Source organism: Pseudomonas sp. VE 267-6A (assembly GCF_024126555.1).
Taxonomy (GTDB): Bacteria; Pseudomonadota; Gammaproteobacteria; order Pseudomonadales; family Pseudomonadaceae; genus Aquipseudomonas; species Aquipseudomonas palmensis.
In genome coordinates this window covers 238,280-253,292 of sequence record NZ_JAMYBY010000003.1, presented here as the reverse complement: position 1 = coordinate 253,292, position 15,013 = coordinate 238,280, and the positions used below count along the sequence as shown (strand labels likewise).

The 15,013-nt window shown below is 65.4% G+C and carries 14 protein-coding genes; 11 read left to right on the top strand and 3 right to left on the bottom strand.

What is annotated here, in order from left to right; all coding sequences use genetic code 11:
- Complete coding sequence (locus NJH59_RS04620; RefSeq protein WP_253086466.1) at positions 1-1,209, top strand: SGNH/GDSL hydrolase family protein; 1,209 nt, start codon at positions 1-3, stop codon at positions 1,207-1,209.
- A gap of 244 nt (positions 1,210-1,453) precedes the next feature.
- Here the strand turns inward: NJH59_RS04620 and NJH59_RS04615 are convergent, their stop codons facing one another.
- On the bottom strand, positions 1,454-2,539 hold the full coding sequence (locus NJH59_RS04615; RefSeq protein ID WP_253086465.1) for a dienelactone hydrolase family protein: 1,086 nt from the start codon (positions 2,537-2,539) through the stop codon (positions 1,454-1,456).
- A gap of 85 nt (positions 2,540-2,624) precedes the next feature.
- A complete protein-coding gene (gene rtcR, locus NJH59_RS04610; RefSeq protein ID WP_088514361.1) occupies positions 2,625-4,208 on the bottom strand; it encodes an RNA repair transcriptional activator RtcR in 1,584 nt (527 codons plus the stop codon).
- 611 nt (positions 4,209-4,819) lie between these two features.
- Here rtcR and NJH59_RS04605 point away from each other — a divergent pair.
- Genes NJH59_RS04605 through NJH59_RS04585 form a run of 5 tightly spaced genes read left to right on the top strand, consistent with a single transcriptional unit; the run spans position 4,820 to position 9,491 of the window.
- The gene (locus NJH59_RS04605; RefSeq protein WP_043861878.1) at positions 4,820-5,965 is read left to right on the top strand and encodes a slipin family protein; all 1,146 of its coding nucleotides are present in this window, start codon (positions 4,820-4,822) and stop codon (positions 5,963-5,965) included.
- 45 nt (positions 5,966-6,010) lie between these two features.
- Positions 6,011-7,225 (top strand): RtcB family protein, encoded by a 1,215-nt coding sequence (locus tag NJH59_RS04600; RefSeq protein ID WP_253086464.1) that lies wholly within the window; start codon positions 6,011-6,013, stop codon positions 7,223-7,225.
- Between the two features lie 50 nt (positions 7,226-7,275).
- Positions 7,276-8,073, top strand: coding sequence for a nucleotidyltransferase domain-containing protein (locus tag NJH59_RS04595; RefSeq protein ID WP_043861877.1), 798 nt, complete (start codon positions 7,276-7,278; stop codon positions 8,071-8,073).
- Positions 8,074-8,101: 28 nt separating this feature from the next.
- Positions 8,102-8,413, top strand: coding sequence for a hypothetical protein (locus tag NJH59_RS04590; protein WP_043861876.1), 312 nt, complete (start codon positions 8,102-8,104; stop codon positions 8,411-8,413).
- Between the two features lie 4 nt (positions 8,414-8,417).
- On the top strand, positions 8,418-9,491 hold the full coding sequence (locus NJH59_RS04585; protein ID WP_052504270.1) for a DUF6708 domain-containing protein: 1,074 nt from the start codon (positions 8,418-8,420) through the stop codon (positions 9,489-9,491).
- On the opposite strand, the gene NJH59_RS04580 is transcribed toward NJH59_RS04585, so the two are convergent.
- Entirely contained in the window at positions 9,421-10,326 is a 906-nt protein-coding gene (locus NJH59_RS04580) for a DMT family transporter (RefSeq protein WP_104571882.1), read from the bottom strand. The two genes, NJH59_RS04585 and NJH59_RS04580, sit on opposite strands and share 71 nt — an antisense overlap.
- Positions 10,327-10,424: 98 nt before the next feature.
- Here NJH59_RS04580 and NJH59_RS04575 point away from each other — a divergent pair, with 98 nt between their 5' ends.
- From NJH59_RS04575 to NJH59_RS04555, 5 genes are all read left to right on the top strand, one after another.
- Complete coding sequence (locus tag NJH59_RS04575) at positions 10,425-11,336, top strand: LysR substrate-binding domain-containing protein (RefSeq protein ID WP_054916414.1); 912 nt, start codon at positions 10,425-10,427, stop codon at positions 11,334-11,336.
- A gap of 56 nt (positions 11,337-11,392) precedes the next feature.
- Positions 11,393-12,400, top strand: a complete 1,008-nt coding sequence (locus NJH59_RS04570) for a response regulator (protein ID WP_043861873.1) — start codon at positions 11,393-11,395, stop codon at positions 12,398-12,400.
- A gap of 4 nt (positions 12,401-12,404) precedes the next feature.
- A complete protein-coding gene (locus NJH59_RS04565) occupies positions 12,405-13,376 on the top strand; it encodes a sensor domain-containing diguanylate cyclase (protein WP_043861872.1) in 972 nt (323 codons plus the stop codon).
- 97 nt (positions 13,377-13,473) lie between these two features.
- Positions 13,474-13,992, top strand: a complete 519-nt coding sequence (locus tag NJH59_RS04560) for a sigma-70 family RNA polymerase sigma factor (RefSeq protein WP_043861871.1) — start codon at positions 13,474-13,476, stop codon at positions 13,990-13,992.
- Positions 13,985-14,992, top strand: a complete 1,008-nt coding sequence (locus NJH59_RS04555; RefSeq protein WP_231390680.1) for a FecR domain-containing protein — start codon at positions 13,985-13,987, stop codon at positions 14,990-14,992. Before NJH59_RS04560 ends, NJH59_RS04555 begins: the two co-directional genes overlap by 8 nt.
- The last annotated feature ends 21 nt before the right edge of the window (positions 14,993-15,013 follow it).

Sequence of the window (15,013 nt, the reverse complement as noted above, 5' to 3'; positions counted from 1 at the left end):
ATGCGCCGAGCGCACAACATCCTGGTGCTGGCGGCGCTTATCTGCGCGCTGCCGGGCTGCAGCCCGGTGGCGGCGGTCAACGCGCCGGCCGCGCGCCCCCTCGCCGTGCAGCAGAAGGCGACCGGCAGCCGTGACGGCAACCTTGCGGTGCTGGCCGGCAAGCTGCGCACCTCCAGTCGCACACCGGTCAATATCGTGCAATTTGGAGATTCGCACACTGCCGCCGACCTGTTCAGCGGCGAGATGCGTCGCCTGCTGCAGTCGCAGTACGGCGATGGCGGCATAGGCTTTGTGGCGGCGACACCGGTACCTGGCACGCGCTACGACAACCTGATCCTCAAGACGGCCAGGCGCCAGTGGGAGCTGGTGTCGGCGCGCAACCAGCAAAGCACCCAGTTCCCGCTGGGGGGCTACCTGTCGGTACCGCTGGCGGCGAACCCGAGCGTGCGCCTGGAGGCGCGCGAACCCAGTGCCCAGCGCTACCGTATCTCGGCCCTGTACCAGGCGCGGGAGAACAGCAGCCTTACCGCCCGTGGCGGGCAGAACGCGGCGCGCCGCGTGATGCTGGCCGCAAGCAACGGGCAGTGGCGCTTCAGCCCGCCGCTCAACAGCATCAGCCTGCCGGTGGAGATGAGCCTGAATGCCCACCCGGGCACGGTGCTGGGTGGCTGGTACATCCAGGGCCAGAAGAACGCCGGGGTGACCTATTCGGCCCTGGGCATCAACGGTGCGCGGCTGGAGGTGCAGGACAAATGGCAGGCTGGCTGGCAGGAAAACCTCAAGGCCCTGCGCCCGGACCTGATCATTCTGGCCTATGGCACCAACGAAGCGTTCGACAACACCCTGGACATGGCCAAGTACCGTGACCAGTTGCGCCGTACCGTGGCCCAGCTCAAGCGGGTGCAGCCACGGGCGGTGATCCTGCTGGTGGGGCCTTCGGACTCGATCAAGCAGCGTGGCGCGCGCACCTGCGCGACGCGGCGCCCGCAGTCGTTGCCGCAGGTGGTGCAGATCCAGCGCCAGGTGGCACGCCAGGCCAACGTGCTGTTCTGGGACTGGCAGGCCTACATGGGCGGGGAGTGCTCGATTGCGCGCTGGCAGGCAGAGGGGCTGGCGCGAGGCGACCTGGTGCACCTGACGGCTGATGGCTATCGCAAGAGTGCGTCGGGGCTGTATGACTACCTGCGGGGGCAGTTGGGGCTGCGTTGAGGCAAAAAAAAGAGGGGCTGTATCGGTGTCGGGATTGGCTTGCGGCGCCCCGGTGCATCGATGACAGCCCCCCAGCTTCGAGCCACAGGGGCGTCGAACTCAGGTGCAAGCATAGAATGGTTTTTTGGGGCCTGCTGTAGGACTTTTGGACAGATCTCGAAGGGTTCTTCGTCAGCATGGCTGACTCCTGCCGTTTATCCCAACCCTGCAGGAGCCAGCCTTGCTGGCGAAAGCCGCGCTGTAGTCAGCCCGCCGGGGTCAGCCCCAATGCGTAATCGAGGTACCCGCGATACGCCGTTTCCCAGTCATCCTGGAAGGTGTGCCCGGCCGGGTGTTCGTGGCTTTGCACCGGGTTGCTGCCTTCGAATGCCTTCTGCGTGGTTGCGGTCAGTTCCAGGTTGCTCGAATGCTCCTTGGCGCCGTGCACGATCACGATGCGCTTGTCCTTGGCCTTCTGCACGGCGAATGGAATGCGAAAGCCGCCCGGCGACAGCAGTACTGCGCCGCTGTAATGCTGCGGGTATTCGGCGATCAGGTGCGCCGCATGTTCGGCGCCCTGGGAAAAGCCGATCAGCGCCACGTTCGAGCGGTCGATGCGGGTCTGCTTTTCCAGGGCCTTGAGCGCGGCCGCCACGGCTTTCTCGGTCGGCTCGACCGAGTGTTGCTGCCACATGAACTGGCCCTCGTCGCGCTTGAGCGTGCCGTTCACGCCCACCAGTACGGCGCGTTCGCCCACCAGCTCTTCACGCATGCGAATGCCCTTGCTGCCTTCGGTGCCGTAGCCGGACAACCACACCACCACCGGCCAGCCGCCGGCCGGGGCCTTGCCTTCGGGGATGCTGAACGCCGCCGCACCGGCATCCTTGGCCTGTTTGGCGTAGTTGGCCTCGGCGCTCTGCAGCAGTTTCTTGTAGGCCGGTGCGTCCTTCATGCCCTCCAGCTCGTCGTCGTCACGCAGGATCACGGCCTGCCAGAAACCGCGCTCGCGGGCCTGGTCGAGCAGGTCGCCAGCCAGATCGAACTTCTCCATCGAGGCCAGGGCGGCGCCGGCCTGGTAGGACGCATAGGCGTTCTTCGGGTCCAGGCGTGCGGCCGTCAGGTAATAGGCCAGGGCGCCAGCTATGTTGTCGTGCTCGCTTTTCTCCTTGTCGCCGGCATCGATGAATTCCTGTGCGTCGGCATCGTTCAGGTAGAGGTTGGCCATGCCGGCCAGGCCCTGCCAGCGGCCCTTGGCAACGGCCTCGTCTTCGTCGGCGAAGCTGGCGGTGGCGGTGAGGCTCAGGGCGGTGAACAGGCTGAGGGTGGCAAAGTGCAGACGAGGAGATGTCATGAACGACAAGACCGAGAGTCCTTTTTCGGTGGAAGGGAAAGTGTGCCGGCCAATACGGCCGGGGCGCGGATTCTAGCATGGCAGCTCAGCTGCGCAGCTGGTTCCAGTCCAGTTCGAAGCGCGCCAGGTATTTGCGCAGGCGGTCGGCATCGTTGGGTTTTTCCTTGTCCTGGCGCGATACCGCAAACAGCTGGCGCCCTGCGTCGGACAGCGAGCGGGCATCGCGACACACCCGCAGCACGGCCTCCAGTTGCAGGCGGTCGAACAGGTCCAGCTCACGCCCTTCAAGCAACGGCTCGGTGGGCGCCGCAACCCCCCAGGCCCGTTGCAGCCGGGTGATCTCTTCACTGACCAGGGGCTCGTCGATGCGTCCGCTGTCGGCCAGGGTCGCCATGCGCGTGATCGAGGCCGACAGCTCGCGAAAGTTGCCGGCCCAGCGTGCTTGCGGTGAATGGGCGAACGCCAGGTACTGGCGCTTGGCTTCAAGGTTGAAGCGCACGTTGCGGCCCTGTTCGCGGGCGTGGCGCTGCAGTTCGAAATCGATGTTCGGCTCGATGTCTTCGCGCCGCCCGGCCAGCCCCGGCAGTTCGAAGGTCCACAGGTTGATGCGCGCATACAGGTCTTCGCGAAACAGCCCTTCGGCCACCTGCTTGCGCAGGTCACGGTGGGTGCCGGCGATCAGCTGGAAGTCGCTTTGCACCTCGTTGTCTGCGCCCATCGGGAAGAAGCGCTTCTCTTCGATGGCCTTGAGCAGCATGGCCTGTTCGTCGGCGCCCAGTTCGCCGATTTCGTCGAGAAACAGCATGCCGCCGTCGGCGGCGCGCAGCAGGCCGTCGCGGGCGTTCTGTGCACCCGTGAAGGCGCCCTTGATATGCCCGAACAGGCTCGACATGGCGCCGTCGCCGCGCAGCGTGGCGCAGTTCACCTCGACGAAGCGGCCCTCCAGCTGGTGGCGCGTGCGCTTGAGTTCATGGATGCGCCGGGCCAGGAACGACTTGCCGGCACCGGTCGGCCCCACCAGCAGCATCGGGGCGGTGGAGCGCAGGGCGACGCGCTCGATCTGCTCGATGGAGTGGTTGAACGCCACGTTGCGCGTGGCGATGCCGGCCTTGAGAAACGCCAGGCTGTGCGCCTGCTCGCGCTGAAAGCGCGAAGCGATGTGGTCATAGCGCGACAGGTCGAGGTCGATCAGCGTGCTGGTGCCGGCCGGGTCACGCTCTTCTTCCTTGCCGCGCGCCGGCGAGGTCTGCACCAGTCGCGCCGGCAGGTAGCGCGCCTCGGTCAGCAGAAACCAGCAGATCTGCGCAACGTGGGTGCCGGTGGTGATGTGCACCAGGTAGTCCTCGTGCTCGGTGTCGAAGTGGTAGCTGCGGGCGAAGTCATGCAGCGCGCCGTACATCTCTTCGAAATCCCACGGGTTGTGCAGTGCCAAGCGGTGCAGGCGCACCTCGGTGTGGGGCGACACGCTGAGCACATCCTCGCGCAGGCGCTCGGCCAGGCCCAGATCGCGTTCGCTCTTGCCGTGAATCAGCTCCAGGCGGTCGATCGAAAGATCCGGCTGCTGGCACAGCGCGACGGTGGGCCGCCACTTGTTCCAGCGCGCGGCACCCTTTCCGTTGCGGTCGAGGGTGGTACCGATGAAGCCGATGGCAACGCTGCGCTTGTGCATGCTGTTTATCTTTTTGGATAAATGAAGAGATAAAAGTATACATAAAAGCCCTCAAGCATTTGCCCGGTGCGCAGGTTGATTTAACGAAGATGAAAATAAAACACTTATAAATCAATGGGTTGAAAATAAATTCTAACGCTTTAACAAAACCTGGCACGCCCCTCGCAATAACGCTTTCGACCGCATCGCCAAGCAGGCCAACGGGTCGGGGTTCACAACCCCACCGGTGCACGAGCCCACCCCTGGTGTTGGTGTCGTGCATGCCGCCGCCGCAACGACCGGTCGCTGGCGCAACCCCGGATGGGGCCGCCAACGAGCCTAGAACTCGTTACATACCCTCCACGGTAGCTGTACCCGTAACACCCGCCGGTGAGGCGAGGGCAACGCACTTGCAGCCAGGATGGCTGACTGTCGCGAAGGACGCCCCCGCCACCGCTGGTACGCCCGGCCTGCTGGCCGGGCCCGGGGCAAGGCGCAACGTCGGACCGAAGGACTCGGTCGGCAAAGGACTCTGATGTCCCGACGCGTGCACCTCCCCCCGGGCCCCACCTGCAGCGCTCGGCGTACCGGCCGCACCGGCACCACGGAATTCATTGAAAGGGAAATACAGAATGAAACTGCTCAAGCGCTTCATCGTGAAAAAGAACGAACGCGGCCTGCTGTTCTGCGAGGGCGACTTCGTGTCGATCCTGGAACCGGGCGTGCATCAGCGCTTTGACCTGCATAACCGGCTGACGGTGGAAACCTTCAGCCTCAACACCCCGCGCTTCGAGCACCGCCTGGCCGGCTACCTGCGCCAGAGCGAGCCGGCGGTGGTGGATCAGTACTTCGAGCGCATGGACCTGGCCGAACACGAAGTGGGCCTGCGTTTCGAGGATGGCGCACTGGCGGAACTGCTGCCACCGGGCAGCCGCCAGCTGTACTGGAAGGGCCAGAGCGCGCAGACCCTGCAGCGCATCGACCTGACCCACAGCTATCGCCTGGAGCCGATCCTGCTCGGCCAGCTCGGTCAGCCCAAGCTGCGCGGTCGCACCCTGGCCGGGCTGGATGCGGTGCTGCTGGCGCCGGTGCCGGCCTTCCATGTGGGCGTGCTCAAGGTCGATGGCGCAGTGGTCGAGCTGCTGCCGGCCGGTCAGTACGGCTTCTGGCGCTTCAACCGCCAGGTGAGCGTCGACATGGTCGACATGCGCATCCAGTCGCTGGAGGTCAGCGGCCAGGAGATCCTCACCCGCGACAAGGTCAGCCTGCGCCTGAACCTGGCGGCCAACTGGCGCTACAGCGACGTGCTGATGGCTTTCGCCAGCCTCAGCAAACCGCTGGAGCACCTGTACCGCGAGGTGCAGTTCGGCCTGCGTGCGGCCGTGGGCACGCGTACCCTCGACGAGCTGCTGGAGAACAAGCAGCTGATCGACGACACCGTCAGCCAGTACCTGGCCGAGAAACTGGTGGGCAGCGGCATCGAGGTCAGCGGCCTGGGCGTACGCGACATCATCCTGCCGGGTGAAATGAAGACCCTGCTGGCGCAAGTGGTGGAGGCGGAGAAGGCGGCCCAGGCCAACGTGATCCGGCGCCGCGAGGAAACTTCGGCGACCCGTTCGCTGCTCAACACCGCCAAGGTCATGGAAGACAACCCGACGGCCCTGCGCCTGAAGGAGCTGGAAACCCTGGAGCGGGTGGCCGAGCGCATCGACCGGATTTCGGTATTCGGCGGGCTGGATCAGGTGTTGAATGGGCTGGTCAGCCTGAAAACCGCATGACACCTGCCAGGCCTTCGGGCCTGGCGGGCTACAAGGACAATTGAGATGAAACACATGAACATCCTCGAAGTGGCCAACGGCAAACCGATCAAGCTCTGGACCCAGGGCGTGCCGGTGGACGAGGACGCACGCCAGCAACTGATGAACACCGCGCGCCTGCCGTTCATCTTCAAGCACCTGGCCGTGATGCCCGATGTGCACGTGGGCAAGGGCTCGACCATTGGCAGCGTGATCCCGACCCTGGGCGCGATCATCCCGGCGGCGGTGGGCGTGGACATCGGCTGCGGCATGATCGCGGCGCGCACCTCGCTGGTGGCGGCCGACCTGCCCGACAACCTGCAAGGGCTGCGCAGCGCCATCGAGAAGGCAGTGCCCCACGGCAAGACCTTCGGCCGGCGCGACCAGGGCGCGTGGAACCACGTACCGACCGCCGCCGATCAGGCGTGGTCGGCCCTGGCCGGGCGTTTCAAGGCGATCACCGACAAGTACCCGCAGCTGCAGAAGACCAACAATCGCCAGCACCTGGGCACCTTGGGCGGCGGCAACCACTTCATCGAGGTGTGCCTGGATGAGGCCGACCGCGTGTGGTTCATGCTGCACAGCGGCTCGCGGGGCGTGGGCAATGCCATCGGCAACCTGTTCATCGAGCTGGCCAAGGCCGACATGCGCCAGCACATCGCCAACCTGCCGGACAAGGAACTGGCGTACTTCGAGGAAGGCAGCCGACATTTCGACGATTACGTCCAGGCGGTGGAGTGGGCCCAGGACTTTGCCCGGCAGAACCGTGCACTGATGATGCACGCGGTGATCGAGGCCACGCGCCAGGTCATCCGCAAGCCGTTCGAGGCCAACCTGCAGGGGGTCAACTGCCACCACAACTACGTGCAGAAAGAGCAGCACTTCGGCCAGGAGATCCTGGTGACGCGCAAGGGCGCGGTGTCGGCGCAGAAGGGCCAGCTGGGGATCATTCCGGGCTCGATGGGCGCCAAGAGTTTCATCGTGCGCGGCCTGGGCAACAAGGAATCGTTCTGCTCCTGCAGCCACGGTGCCGGGCGGGTCATGAGCCGTACCCGGGCCAAACAGGCCTTCACCCTTGAGGACCAGGTGCGCGCCACCGCGCATGTGGAGTGCCGCAAGGACAAGGACGTGATCGACGAGATCCCGATGGCCTACAAGGACATCGATGCGGTGATGGCGGCGCAGCGCGAGCTGGTGGAAGTGGTGCACACGTTGCGTCAGGTGGTGTGTGTGAAAGGCTGATGGCCTCTTCGCCGGCCGTGCCGGCGAAGGGGTACAACGAGGATTCGAACATGAACATGGAAGACCGTCACCCCCTGCCCAGTGCGATGCGCAGCTGGGTACTCGAAGAACTGCAACGCATCGAGCGCGAGCATGACGTGCGCGTGCTCTACGCCTGCGAATCCGGCAGCCGCGCCTGGGGTTTTGCCTCCACCGACAGCGACTTCGACGTGCGCTTCATCTACGTGCACCGCCAGGACTGGTACCTGCGCATCGACGAGCCACGCGACGTGATCGAGCGCCCGCTCACCGACGAACTCGACATCAGTGGCTGGGAGCTGCGCAAGACCCTGCGCCTGCTGCGCAATGCCAACCCGACCCTGCTCGAATGGCTCGACTCGCCGCTGGTGTACCGCGCCGAGCCGGGGGCGCTGCAAGCCTTGCGCGGCCTGGCCAGACAGTTCCATTCGCCGCAGGCGGCGTTTCACCACTACCTGTCGATGGCTACCAAGAACTTTCGCATCTACCTGCAGGGCGAAGAGGTGCGCCTGAAGAAGTACCTCTACGTATTGCGCCCGTTGCTGGCGGTGCGCTGGATCGAACAGGGCCTGGGCATGCCGCCCACCGCGTTCGCCCAACTGGTGGAGGCGACCCTGCACGACCCGCTGCTGCTGGCCGACCTGGACGAGCTGCTTCGCGTCAAACGCATCGCCAGCGAAGCCGATTACGGGCCTCGCCGCGTCCTGCTGCACCAGTTCATCGAGAGCGAGCTGGCACGAGGGGGAGCCGCCCCGGCACTGCCCAGGCCCCACGGCGATGTAAAACTGCTCGACGACTATTTGCGTGATACTGTGCGCCGTTTTTCATAGGAGCCTGTATGAACAAGGATGTCGACGCATGCTGAACCTGCGGCTGGCGCAACGCTGGGAGCGCCTGGGCAATCGCGATACCGAGGTGGGCCTGATGCTGCTGTTCGCCCTGCTGGCCGCGCTGTTTGCCTGGGGCGCCTATGTCATGGCCTATCCGGAGCATGGCTGTGTGCGCATGGGCAAGGGCAACAGCGGCCCCCTGGAGTGCAACCCGCGCCAGCTGCTCAACAATGCTGTCGGGCTGCTGTTGATCGGTGTCTGCTGCGCAAGCCCCATCTTCTACATCCTGTGGCACTGGATCAAAGACATGGCGCGGCCATTGACGCTGGAAGAGGAATAGCTCGATGACCGACAGCAAATACGAACGCCTGCCCCACGCCGGTGACTTCGAGCGGGTGGCCGGCACCGAGATCGTCTACCTCTCGCCCCTGCCGATCCCCACCGGCATGCCGGCCTACAGCAGCCGCAACCTGCACCGCGAATCCAACGAGGTGTACCTGGACTTTGCCATCGGCCAGGGCAACTTCGAGTTCATGGCGCGCTGCGGCATCGCCTCGGTGATGGGCGTGGTTACCTGTTTCATGCTCACTGCCTTGCTCGGCTCCTGGGCACGCCGCCATGTGGAGCCGTTCTGGAGCACCTTCGCCGACTTCATGGCCAACGGGTTCATCTGGGGCTTCATCGCCTGCCTGTCGTTGCTGTATGCGGGGATGTTCTGGCGGGTGATGCGCGAGGTGACGATTCACCCGCCGATACGCTTCAACCGCCAGCGCCGCGAGGTGGCGTTCGTGCCCACTCGGGGCGCGGCGCCGATCTTCGTGCCGTGGGAGTCGGTGATCGCCTGCGTCAGCGCGGGGCGCACCGTCACCGAGTACGCCGTGCTGCCCGCCTTCAACCTGATGTTCTGCCTGCGTCAGGCCGACACCGGCAATGTGCTGTGGATCAACGTGCCCAGCGGCCACCTGGGCGCGGCGATTGCCGAATGGGAAGCGATCCGGGTGTACATGGAAGAGGGCCCGGCGAGCCTGCCGCCAGCGCCCGATGAAGAGTTCGAGGAGGGCACCGTGGCGTTCTTCCACATGGCCCGCCAGGGCTATCGCGACAACTTCCCGTGGTGGCAGCACTGGTTTGGCTTTCTGTTTGTGCAGGCCTTCGGCGGCTGGACCTTGCCGTGCCATATCTCGCACTGGGTCAACAACCGGCCCAAGGCGGGCATACCTCCTGAAGTGAAGGCGTGGTCGACGCCGCTGCCGGCTGAACAGCATGCCAGGCCCAGCGCCGAACTGCTGGCGCAGAGCGAAGAGGTGCGCAGTACCTTGCGTCGTGGCCAGACCCTGCTCGACTACTTCAATGTGAAGTTTGGCGACCCGGCTGAACCGGCAGCCGAGGCGGCCTCAGGTTCAGCGCCAGCACGCTGATCAGCACCAACGGCCCGCCCAGCATCACCGAAGCCGAGGGCCGCTCGCCCAGCAGCGCTGCGGCGATCAGCATGGCGAAGGCGGGTATCAGGTACAGCGCCAGGGTCACCCGGGTGACCTCGCAGTGGCGCAGTACCCAGGCCCAGGCCAGGTAGGCCAGCGCGCTGGGGAATACCCCCAGCACCAGCACCGCAGTGTTGGCCTGGGACGGCGCGTGGCCCAGGTCGTCGAGCAGCCCCGGCAGGTACACCATCAGCAATGCAGTGCCCGACCATACGGTGTAGCAGGTGATGGTCAGCGCGTCGTAGCGGTGGCCGTGGTGTTTCTGCAGGGCGAAATAGATGCTCCACGACAATGCCGCCACCAGAATCAGCAACCCGTGCGGGTCGAACTGGCCGAGCCCGCGATCGCCGGCCACCACGATCGCCGCGCCGGCCATGCCCAGCAGCAGGCAGCCCCAATGCCAGGCCCCGGCCACCTGTTTGAACACCCAGTGCGCGATCAGCAGGCTGAACAGCGGCGTGGACTGCGCCAGCACACTGGCCGCCCCGGCGCTGACCCCACGCTGGCCGTAGTTGATGGCCACATGGTGCAGGCTGACCGCGAACAGGCCAAGCAACAGCAGGGTGGGCACGTCCCTGAGCCGGGGCAGGGTGATGCCGCGCAGCAGCGCGATGACCGCCATGAACAGCGACGCCACGATAAAGCGCGCCAGCGCCAGGTGCGTGGGCGCATAGCCCTGCAAGCCCAGGCGGATGCCGGTGGGCGAGTAGGCCCAGCACAGCAGCACGAAGAGTACGGCGCAGGCAATTTTCAGTGAGCTGGGGCGGGTCATGGGGTGGGCTTCCGAAGGGCGGGTGCGCTCAGTATCGGAACACCTACTGCTCACTACAATCGACTTATACTGAGCCAATCGTTCACTTTGGGTGATGTATGGAGCTGATGCAGATCCGCATGTTCAAGACCGTCCACGACACCGGCAGCATTGCCCGTGCGGCCGAGGTGCTGCACTACGTGCCGTCCAACATCACGGCGCGGATCAAGGCGCTGGAGGCCGAGCTGGGCGTGCCGTTGTTCCATCGCCGCGGGCGCGGGCTGGTGATCAGTCCGGCGGGGGAAACCTTCTTGCCCTATGCCACGCAGATGCTGGCCCTGGCCGAGGCCTCCAGGCAGGCGCTGGCGCCGTCCGCCAAACCATCCGGACGCTTGCGCATCGGCGCCATCGAGTCCTCGGCCAGCGGGCGTCTGCCGCGGTTTCTGGCGCAGTACCATGCGCGCTATCCCGAGGTGACGCTGGAGCTGAGCACCGGCACTTGGTCGCAGATGCTCGACGATGTGCTCAACCACCGTCTCGATGGTGCGATCGTGGCGGTGGATGTCGAGCGCCCGCACCTGCGTCGCACCCTGATGTACCAGGAAGACCTGCTGCTGATCGGCGCACCGTCACTGGGGCCGCTGCGCAGCGCCGCGGACCTGGTGGGCAAGGCCGTGTTCATGTGGCCTGAAGGCTGTCCGTATCGGGCGGCACTGGAGCACTGGCTGCAGGCCCAGGGGCACAAGCTGCCCATCGTGGGCATCGGCAGCTACGGTGCGATAGTCAGCTGCGTCAGCGCCGGCACCGGGGTGTCACTGGTGCCGCGCGGCATCTACGAGCAGTACCGCCAGGGCGCAGGGTGGATCGGGCACGAGTTCGCCGACCTGAAGGCGGTCGACAACCTGTTCTACTGGCACGAGGGGGCGGGGCGACATCCGGCGCGGGAGGCATTCGTGCAGATGCTGCGCGATGGCCTGGCAGGGAATGTGCAAGTGGATTCGCTCAGCACCGCTGACGCCGCAGGTACGTAGAACCTGGCGTCGGATCATGGCATGATGCCATTACTTTTTATATTGATATTCACTCGATGAGCGCCCCGTCTGTGTCAACGATGTCCTTGCTGGTGTGCGATGACTCCATGGTGGCCCGCAAGCAGGTCCTGCGCGCGTTGCCCGCCAACTGGCCGGTGACGGTTACCGAGGCCAGCGACGGGCGCCAGGCCATGGACGCCATACGCCGCGGCCTGGGCCAGGTGGTGCTGCTGGACCTGACCATGCCCACCATGGATGGCTACCAGGTGCTGGCTGCGCTGCGTGACGAAGGCCTGAGCCCCAAGGTCATCGTGATCTCGGGCGATGTGCAGGAAGAGGCCGTGCGCCGGGTGCTGGACCTGGGCGCGCTGGCGTTTCTGAAAAAACCCTTCGACCAGGACGAGCTGCGCCGCCTGCTGGCCCAGCTGGGGCTGCTGGGTGAGCGCTCGGCGACACCGCTGGCCGGTGCGGCGACTGCCGTCATCGGCTTTCGCGAGGTGTTCAGCGAAACGGTCAACGTCGCCATCGGCCGCGCCGCGGCCCTGATCGCCAAGGTGCTGGGCGTGTTCGTGCAGTTGCCTGTGCCCAGCGTCAACCTCTTCGAGGTGGGCGAGTTGCACATGGCGCTGGCCGACGCGGGCAGCAGCCAGCGGCTCACGGCAATCTGCCAGGGCTTCATCGGCAGCGGCATCGCCGGCGAGGCCCTGCTGATGTTCCACGATTCGGAAATCGCCGACATGGCCAAGCTGATGCGCCACCAGAGCATCGAGTATTCCGACATGGAGCTGTTGCTGGACTTCTCCAGCGTATTGATCGGTGCGTGCCTGAGCAGCATTGCCGAGCAGATCGACGTGGTGTTCTCCCAGGGCCACCCGCAGATCCTCGGGCAGCACGGCACCATCGACGAGCTTATCCAGGTCAACGGCCAACGCTGGCAGAAAACCCTGGCGGTCGAGATCAGCTACAGCCTGGAAGGGCACGATATCCGTTTCGACCTGCTGTTGCTGTTCACCGAAGACTCCATCGAGCGCTTGACCCATAAACTTGCCTACCTGATGAACTGAGCCCATGCGCGATCCTATCGACCTGAAGGAATTTCACTGGCTGCTGAGCATCGTGCAGAGCATCGATGTGGGCGTGGTGGTGCTCGACCGCGAACATCGGGTGCAGGTGTGGAACACCTTCATGGAAAACCGCTCGGGGGTGCAGCCCAGGGATGCCTACAACCAGTGCTTCTTCAGCCTGTTCCCCGAGGTCGACCGGCAATGGTTCAGCCACAAGGTGGACAGCGTCGCGACCCTGGGCACCCCGGCTTTCACCATCTGGGAGCAGCGCCCGTACCTGGTGCGGTTCAAGAACTACCAGCCGATCACCGGCCAGGTGGATTTCATGTACCAGAACACCACGCTGCTGCCGTTGCGCTCCACCGACAGCGAGATCCGCCAGATCTGCCTGGTGATCTACGACGTGACCGATGTGGCCACCAACCGCCACCAGTTGCAGGCCGCCAACGCGCAGTTGCAGAAGCTGTCCAGCACCGATTGCCTGACCGGCCTGTACAACCGCGGGCATTGGGAGGAGTGCCTGCAACTGGCGCATGCGCGCAATCAGCGCTATGGCAATGCCACCAGCCTGGTGATGTTCGACATCGACCATTTCAAGCGGGTCAACGACACCTATGGTCACCCGGCGGGCGATGCCGTCATTCGCCAGGTGGCCAGGGTGGTTCGCGAGCAGATCCGCGACAGCGACGTGGCCGGCCGTTACGGTGGCGAAGAGTTCGGCGTGGTGCTGACGGACACCGACAAGGCCGGCGCGCTGATCTTTGCCGAGCGCCTGCGCAAGGCGGTCGAACGCCTGAGCGTCAGCCATGAGGGGCAGGACATCCGTTTCACCATCAGCCTGGGCGTGGCCGATCTGAGCCAGCCCTCCAGCAGCCACGCCGAACTGATTGCCTGGGCCGACCATGCGCTGTACCTGTCCAAGCACGGCGGGCGCAACCGGGTGACAGTGCATGAACCCGCGGTGGTGGCGGGCTAGCTCACCTCAAGGCGCAGTAGCAGGTCTGATATTTCAGTTGATAATCATTCGCAATTGAATGCAGAATAGCGGCCCTCCCAACCCGCTCCTGCCTTCAATGGTCGTCGCCGTGTCCTGCCCCAGCGATAAACTCCAGTTGTACCTTTCCCACCGTGCTGCGCTGGTCGACTATTCGGCACCCATCGTCGGCTGCCGTGCGCAGGCCGAGGACGTGGTGCAGGAGGCCTGGCTGCGTTTCTGCGGGCAGGCCGACGCCGGTGCGCAGTTGGGCAACCCGGTGGGGTACCTGTACCGCATCGTGCGCAACCTGTCGTTCGACCTGCTGCGCCGCACGACCCTGGAAAACCGCCAGCCCGATGGCGGCGAACGGCTCGATGAGCTGCCGTCGAGCGCACCGTCGCCGGAGCATCAGGCCCTGCACCGCGATCAGTTGCGTGTGCTGCAGGACGCCCTGGCGCTGCTGCCGGAGCGGGCGCGGCAGGCCTTTCACATGCACCGCTTGCAGCACATGACTTTTCAGGAAATTGCCGCCCGCTTGAATATTTCGACTAGTCTGGCGCACCAACTGGTGCGTGACGCACTGACCCACTGTGCGGAGCATCTGGCCGATGACTGATACCACCCCGTCTTGCCGAACGCCCGGCTCGCTGAAGGACGACCCGGTGTGGCAGGCCGCCATGGACTGGCTGCTGCAATGCAATGCCGAACCGGACAACGTGCTGCTGCACCAGGCCCATGCGCGCTGGCTGGCCGCTGACGAACGCCATGCGGCGGCCTGGCGCAAGGTGCAAAAGGTCTGGATGCTGAGCGCCGGCATCGACCCGCTGGAGCCACCAACGGCGCACCAGGTGCCCGCCGCACCGCGCATGGCAGCCCGCCGGCGCAGTTGGCCACGCCGGGCGCTGGCGGCGAGCGCGCTGGCGGCCTGCGTGCTGTTGCTGGTGGGGCGTGCGCCGCCGGCCGACTACAGCAGCACGGCGGGCGAGCACCGGCAGGTGCGCCTGAGCGACGGCAGCCACATCGAACTGGGCAGCGACAGCGCCATCCGCGTGGCGTTCGAGCCGGGTGCGCGTGCGGTCACGCTGCTCAAGGGCCAGGCATTCTTCGAGGTCAGCCATGACGCCGCGCGGCCCTTCACGGTGCAGGCCGAAGACGTGAAGGTGACCGTCACCGGCACGGCGTTCGATGTGGACCTTAGCCGCAGCGCGGTGTCGGTAGCAGTGCAGAGCGGCTCGGTGCAGGTGCGTGACAGGCGCGGCGAACTGGCAGTGCCGGCGCTGGGCGCGGGCGACAGTCTGCGCGTGGGGCTGAACCAGGGCCCGGCGCAGCGCAGCCGGGTGCAGCTGGAGCAGGTTGCGGCATGGCGCCAATGGCAGTTGCTGGTCAACGACCGTCCATTGGCCGAAGTCATCGAACAACTGCGTGCGTATTACCCCGGCGTGTTGCTGCTGCAGGACCGTGCCCTGGGCCAGCGGCGCATCACCGCGTCGCTGAACCTGCGGTCGCCAGGTAGCGCGCTGCAACTGGCCATCGCCCCGCTGGGCGGGCAGCTGACGCAATGGGGGCCGTACATCACGGTCATCCGTGAGCGCGCTTCGCCGCCTGGAAAAAAATAAATTCACGAAGTTCTGGAAATT

Bases quoted from the DNA above. Each gene is read 5' to 3' on its own strand.
- NJH59_RS04565 (WP_043861872.1), top strand. From the start codon at position 12,405: ATGCGCGATCCTATCGACCTGAAGGAATTTCACTGGCTGCTGAGCATC.
- NJH59_RS04580 (WP_104571882.1), bottom strand. From the start codon at position 10,326: ATGACCCGCCCCAGCTCACTGAAAATTGCCTGCGCCGTACTCTTCGTG.
- NJH59_RS04555 (WP_231390680.1), top strand. From the start codon at position 13,985: ATGACTGATACCACCCCGTCTTGCCGAACGCCCGGCTCGCTGAAGGAC.
- NJH59_RS04570 (WP_043861873.1), top strand. From the start codon at position 11,393: ATGAGCGCCCCGTCTGTGTCAACGATGTCCTTGCTGGTGTGCGATGAC.
- NJH59_RS04620 (WP_253086466.1), top strand. From the start codon at position 1: ATGCGCCGAGCGCACAACATCCTGGTGCTGGCGGCGCTTATCTGCGCG.
- NJH59_RS04595 (WP_043861877.1), top strand. From the start codon at position 7,276: ATGAACATGGAAGACCGTCACCCCCTGCCCAGTGCGATGCGCAGCTGG.
- NJH59_RS04585 (WP_052504270.1), top strand. From the start codon at position 8,418: ATGACCGACAGCAAATACGAACGCCTGCCCCACGCCGGTGACTTCGAG.
- NJH59_RS04575 (WP_054916414.1), top strand. From the start codon at position 10,425: ATGGAGCTGATGCAGATCCGCATGTTCAAGACCGTCCACGACACCGGC.
- NJH59_RS04590 (WP_043861876.1), top strand. From the start codon at position 8,102: ATGCTGAACCTGCGGCTGGCGCAACGCTGGGAGCGCCTGGGCAATCGC.
- rtcR (WP_088514361.1), bottom strand. From the start codon at position 4,208: ATGCACAAGCGCAGCGTTGCCATCGGCTTCATCGGTACCACCCTCGAC.
- NJH59_RS04560 (WP_043861871.1), top strand. From the start codon at position 13,474: ATGGTCGTCGCCGTGTCCTGCCCCAGCGATAAACTCCAGTTGTACCTT.
- NJH59_RS04615 (WP_253086465.1), bottom strand. From the start codon at position 2,539: ATGACATCTCCTCGTCTGCACTTTGCCACCCTCAGCCTGTTCACCGCC.
- NJH59_RS04600 (WP_253086464.1), top strand. From the start codon at position 6,011: ATGAAACACATGAACATCCTCGAAGTGGCCAACGGCAAACCGATCAAG.
- NJH59_RS04605 (WP_043861878.1), top strand. From the start codon at position 4,820: ATGAAACTGCTCAAGCGCTTCATCGTGAAAAAGAACGAACGCGGCCTG.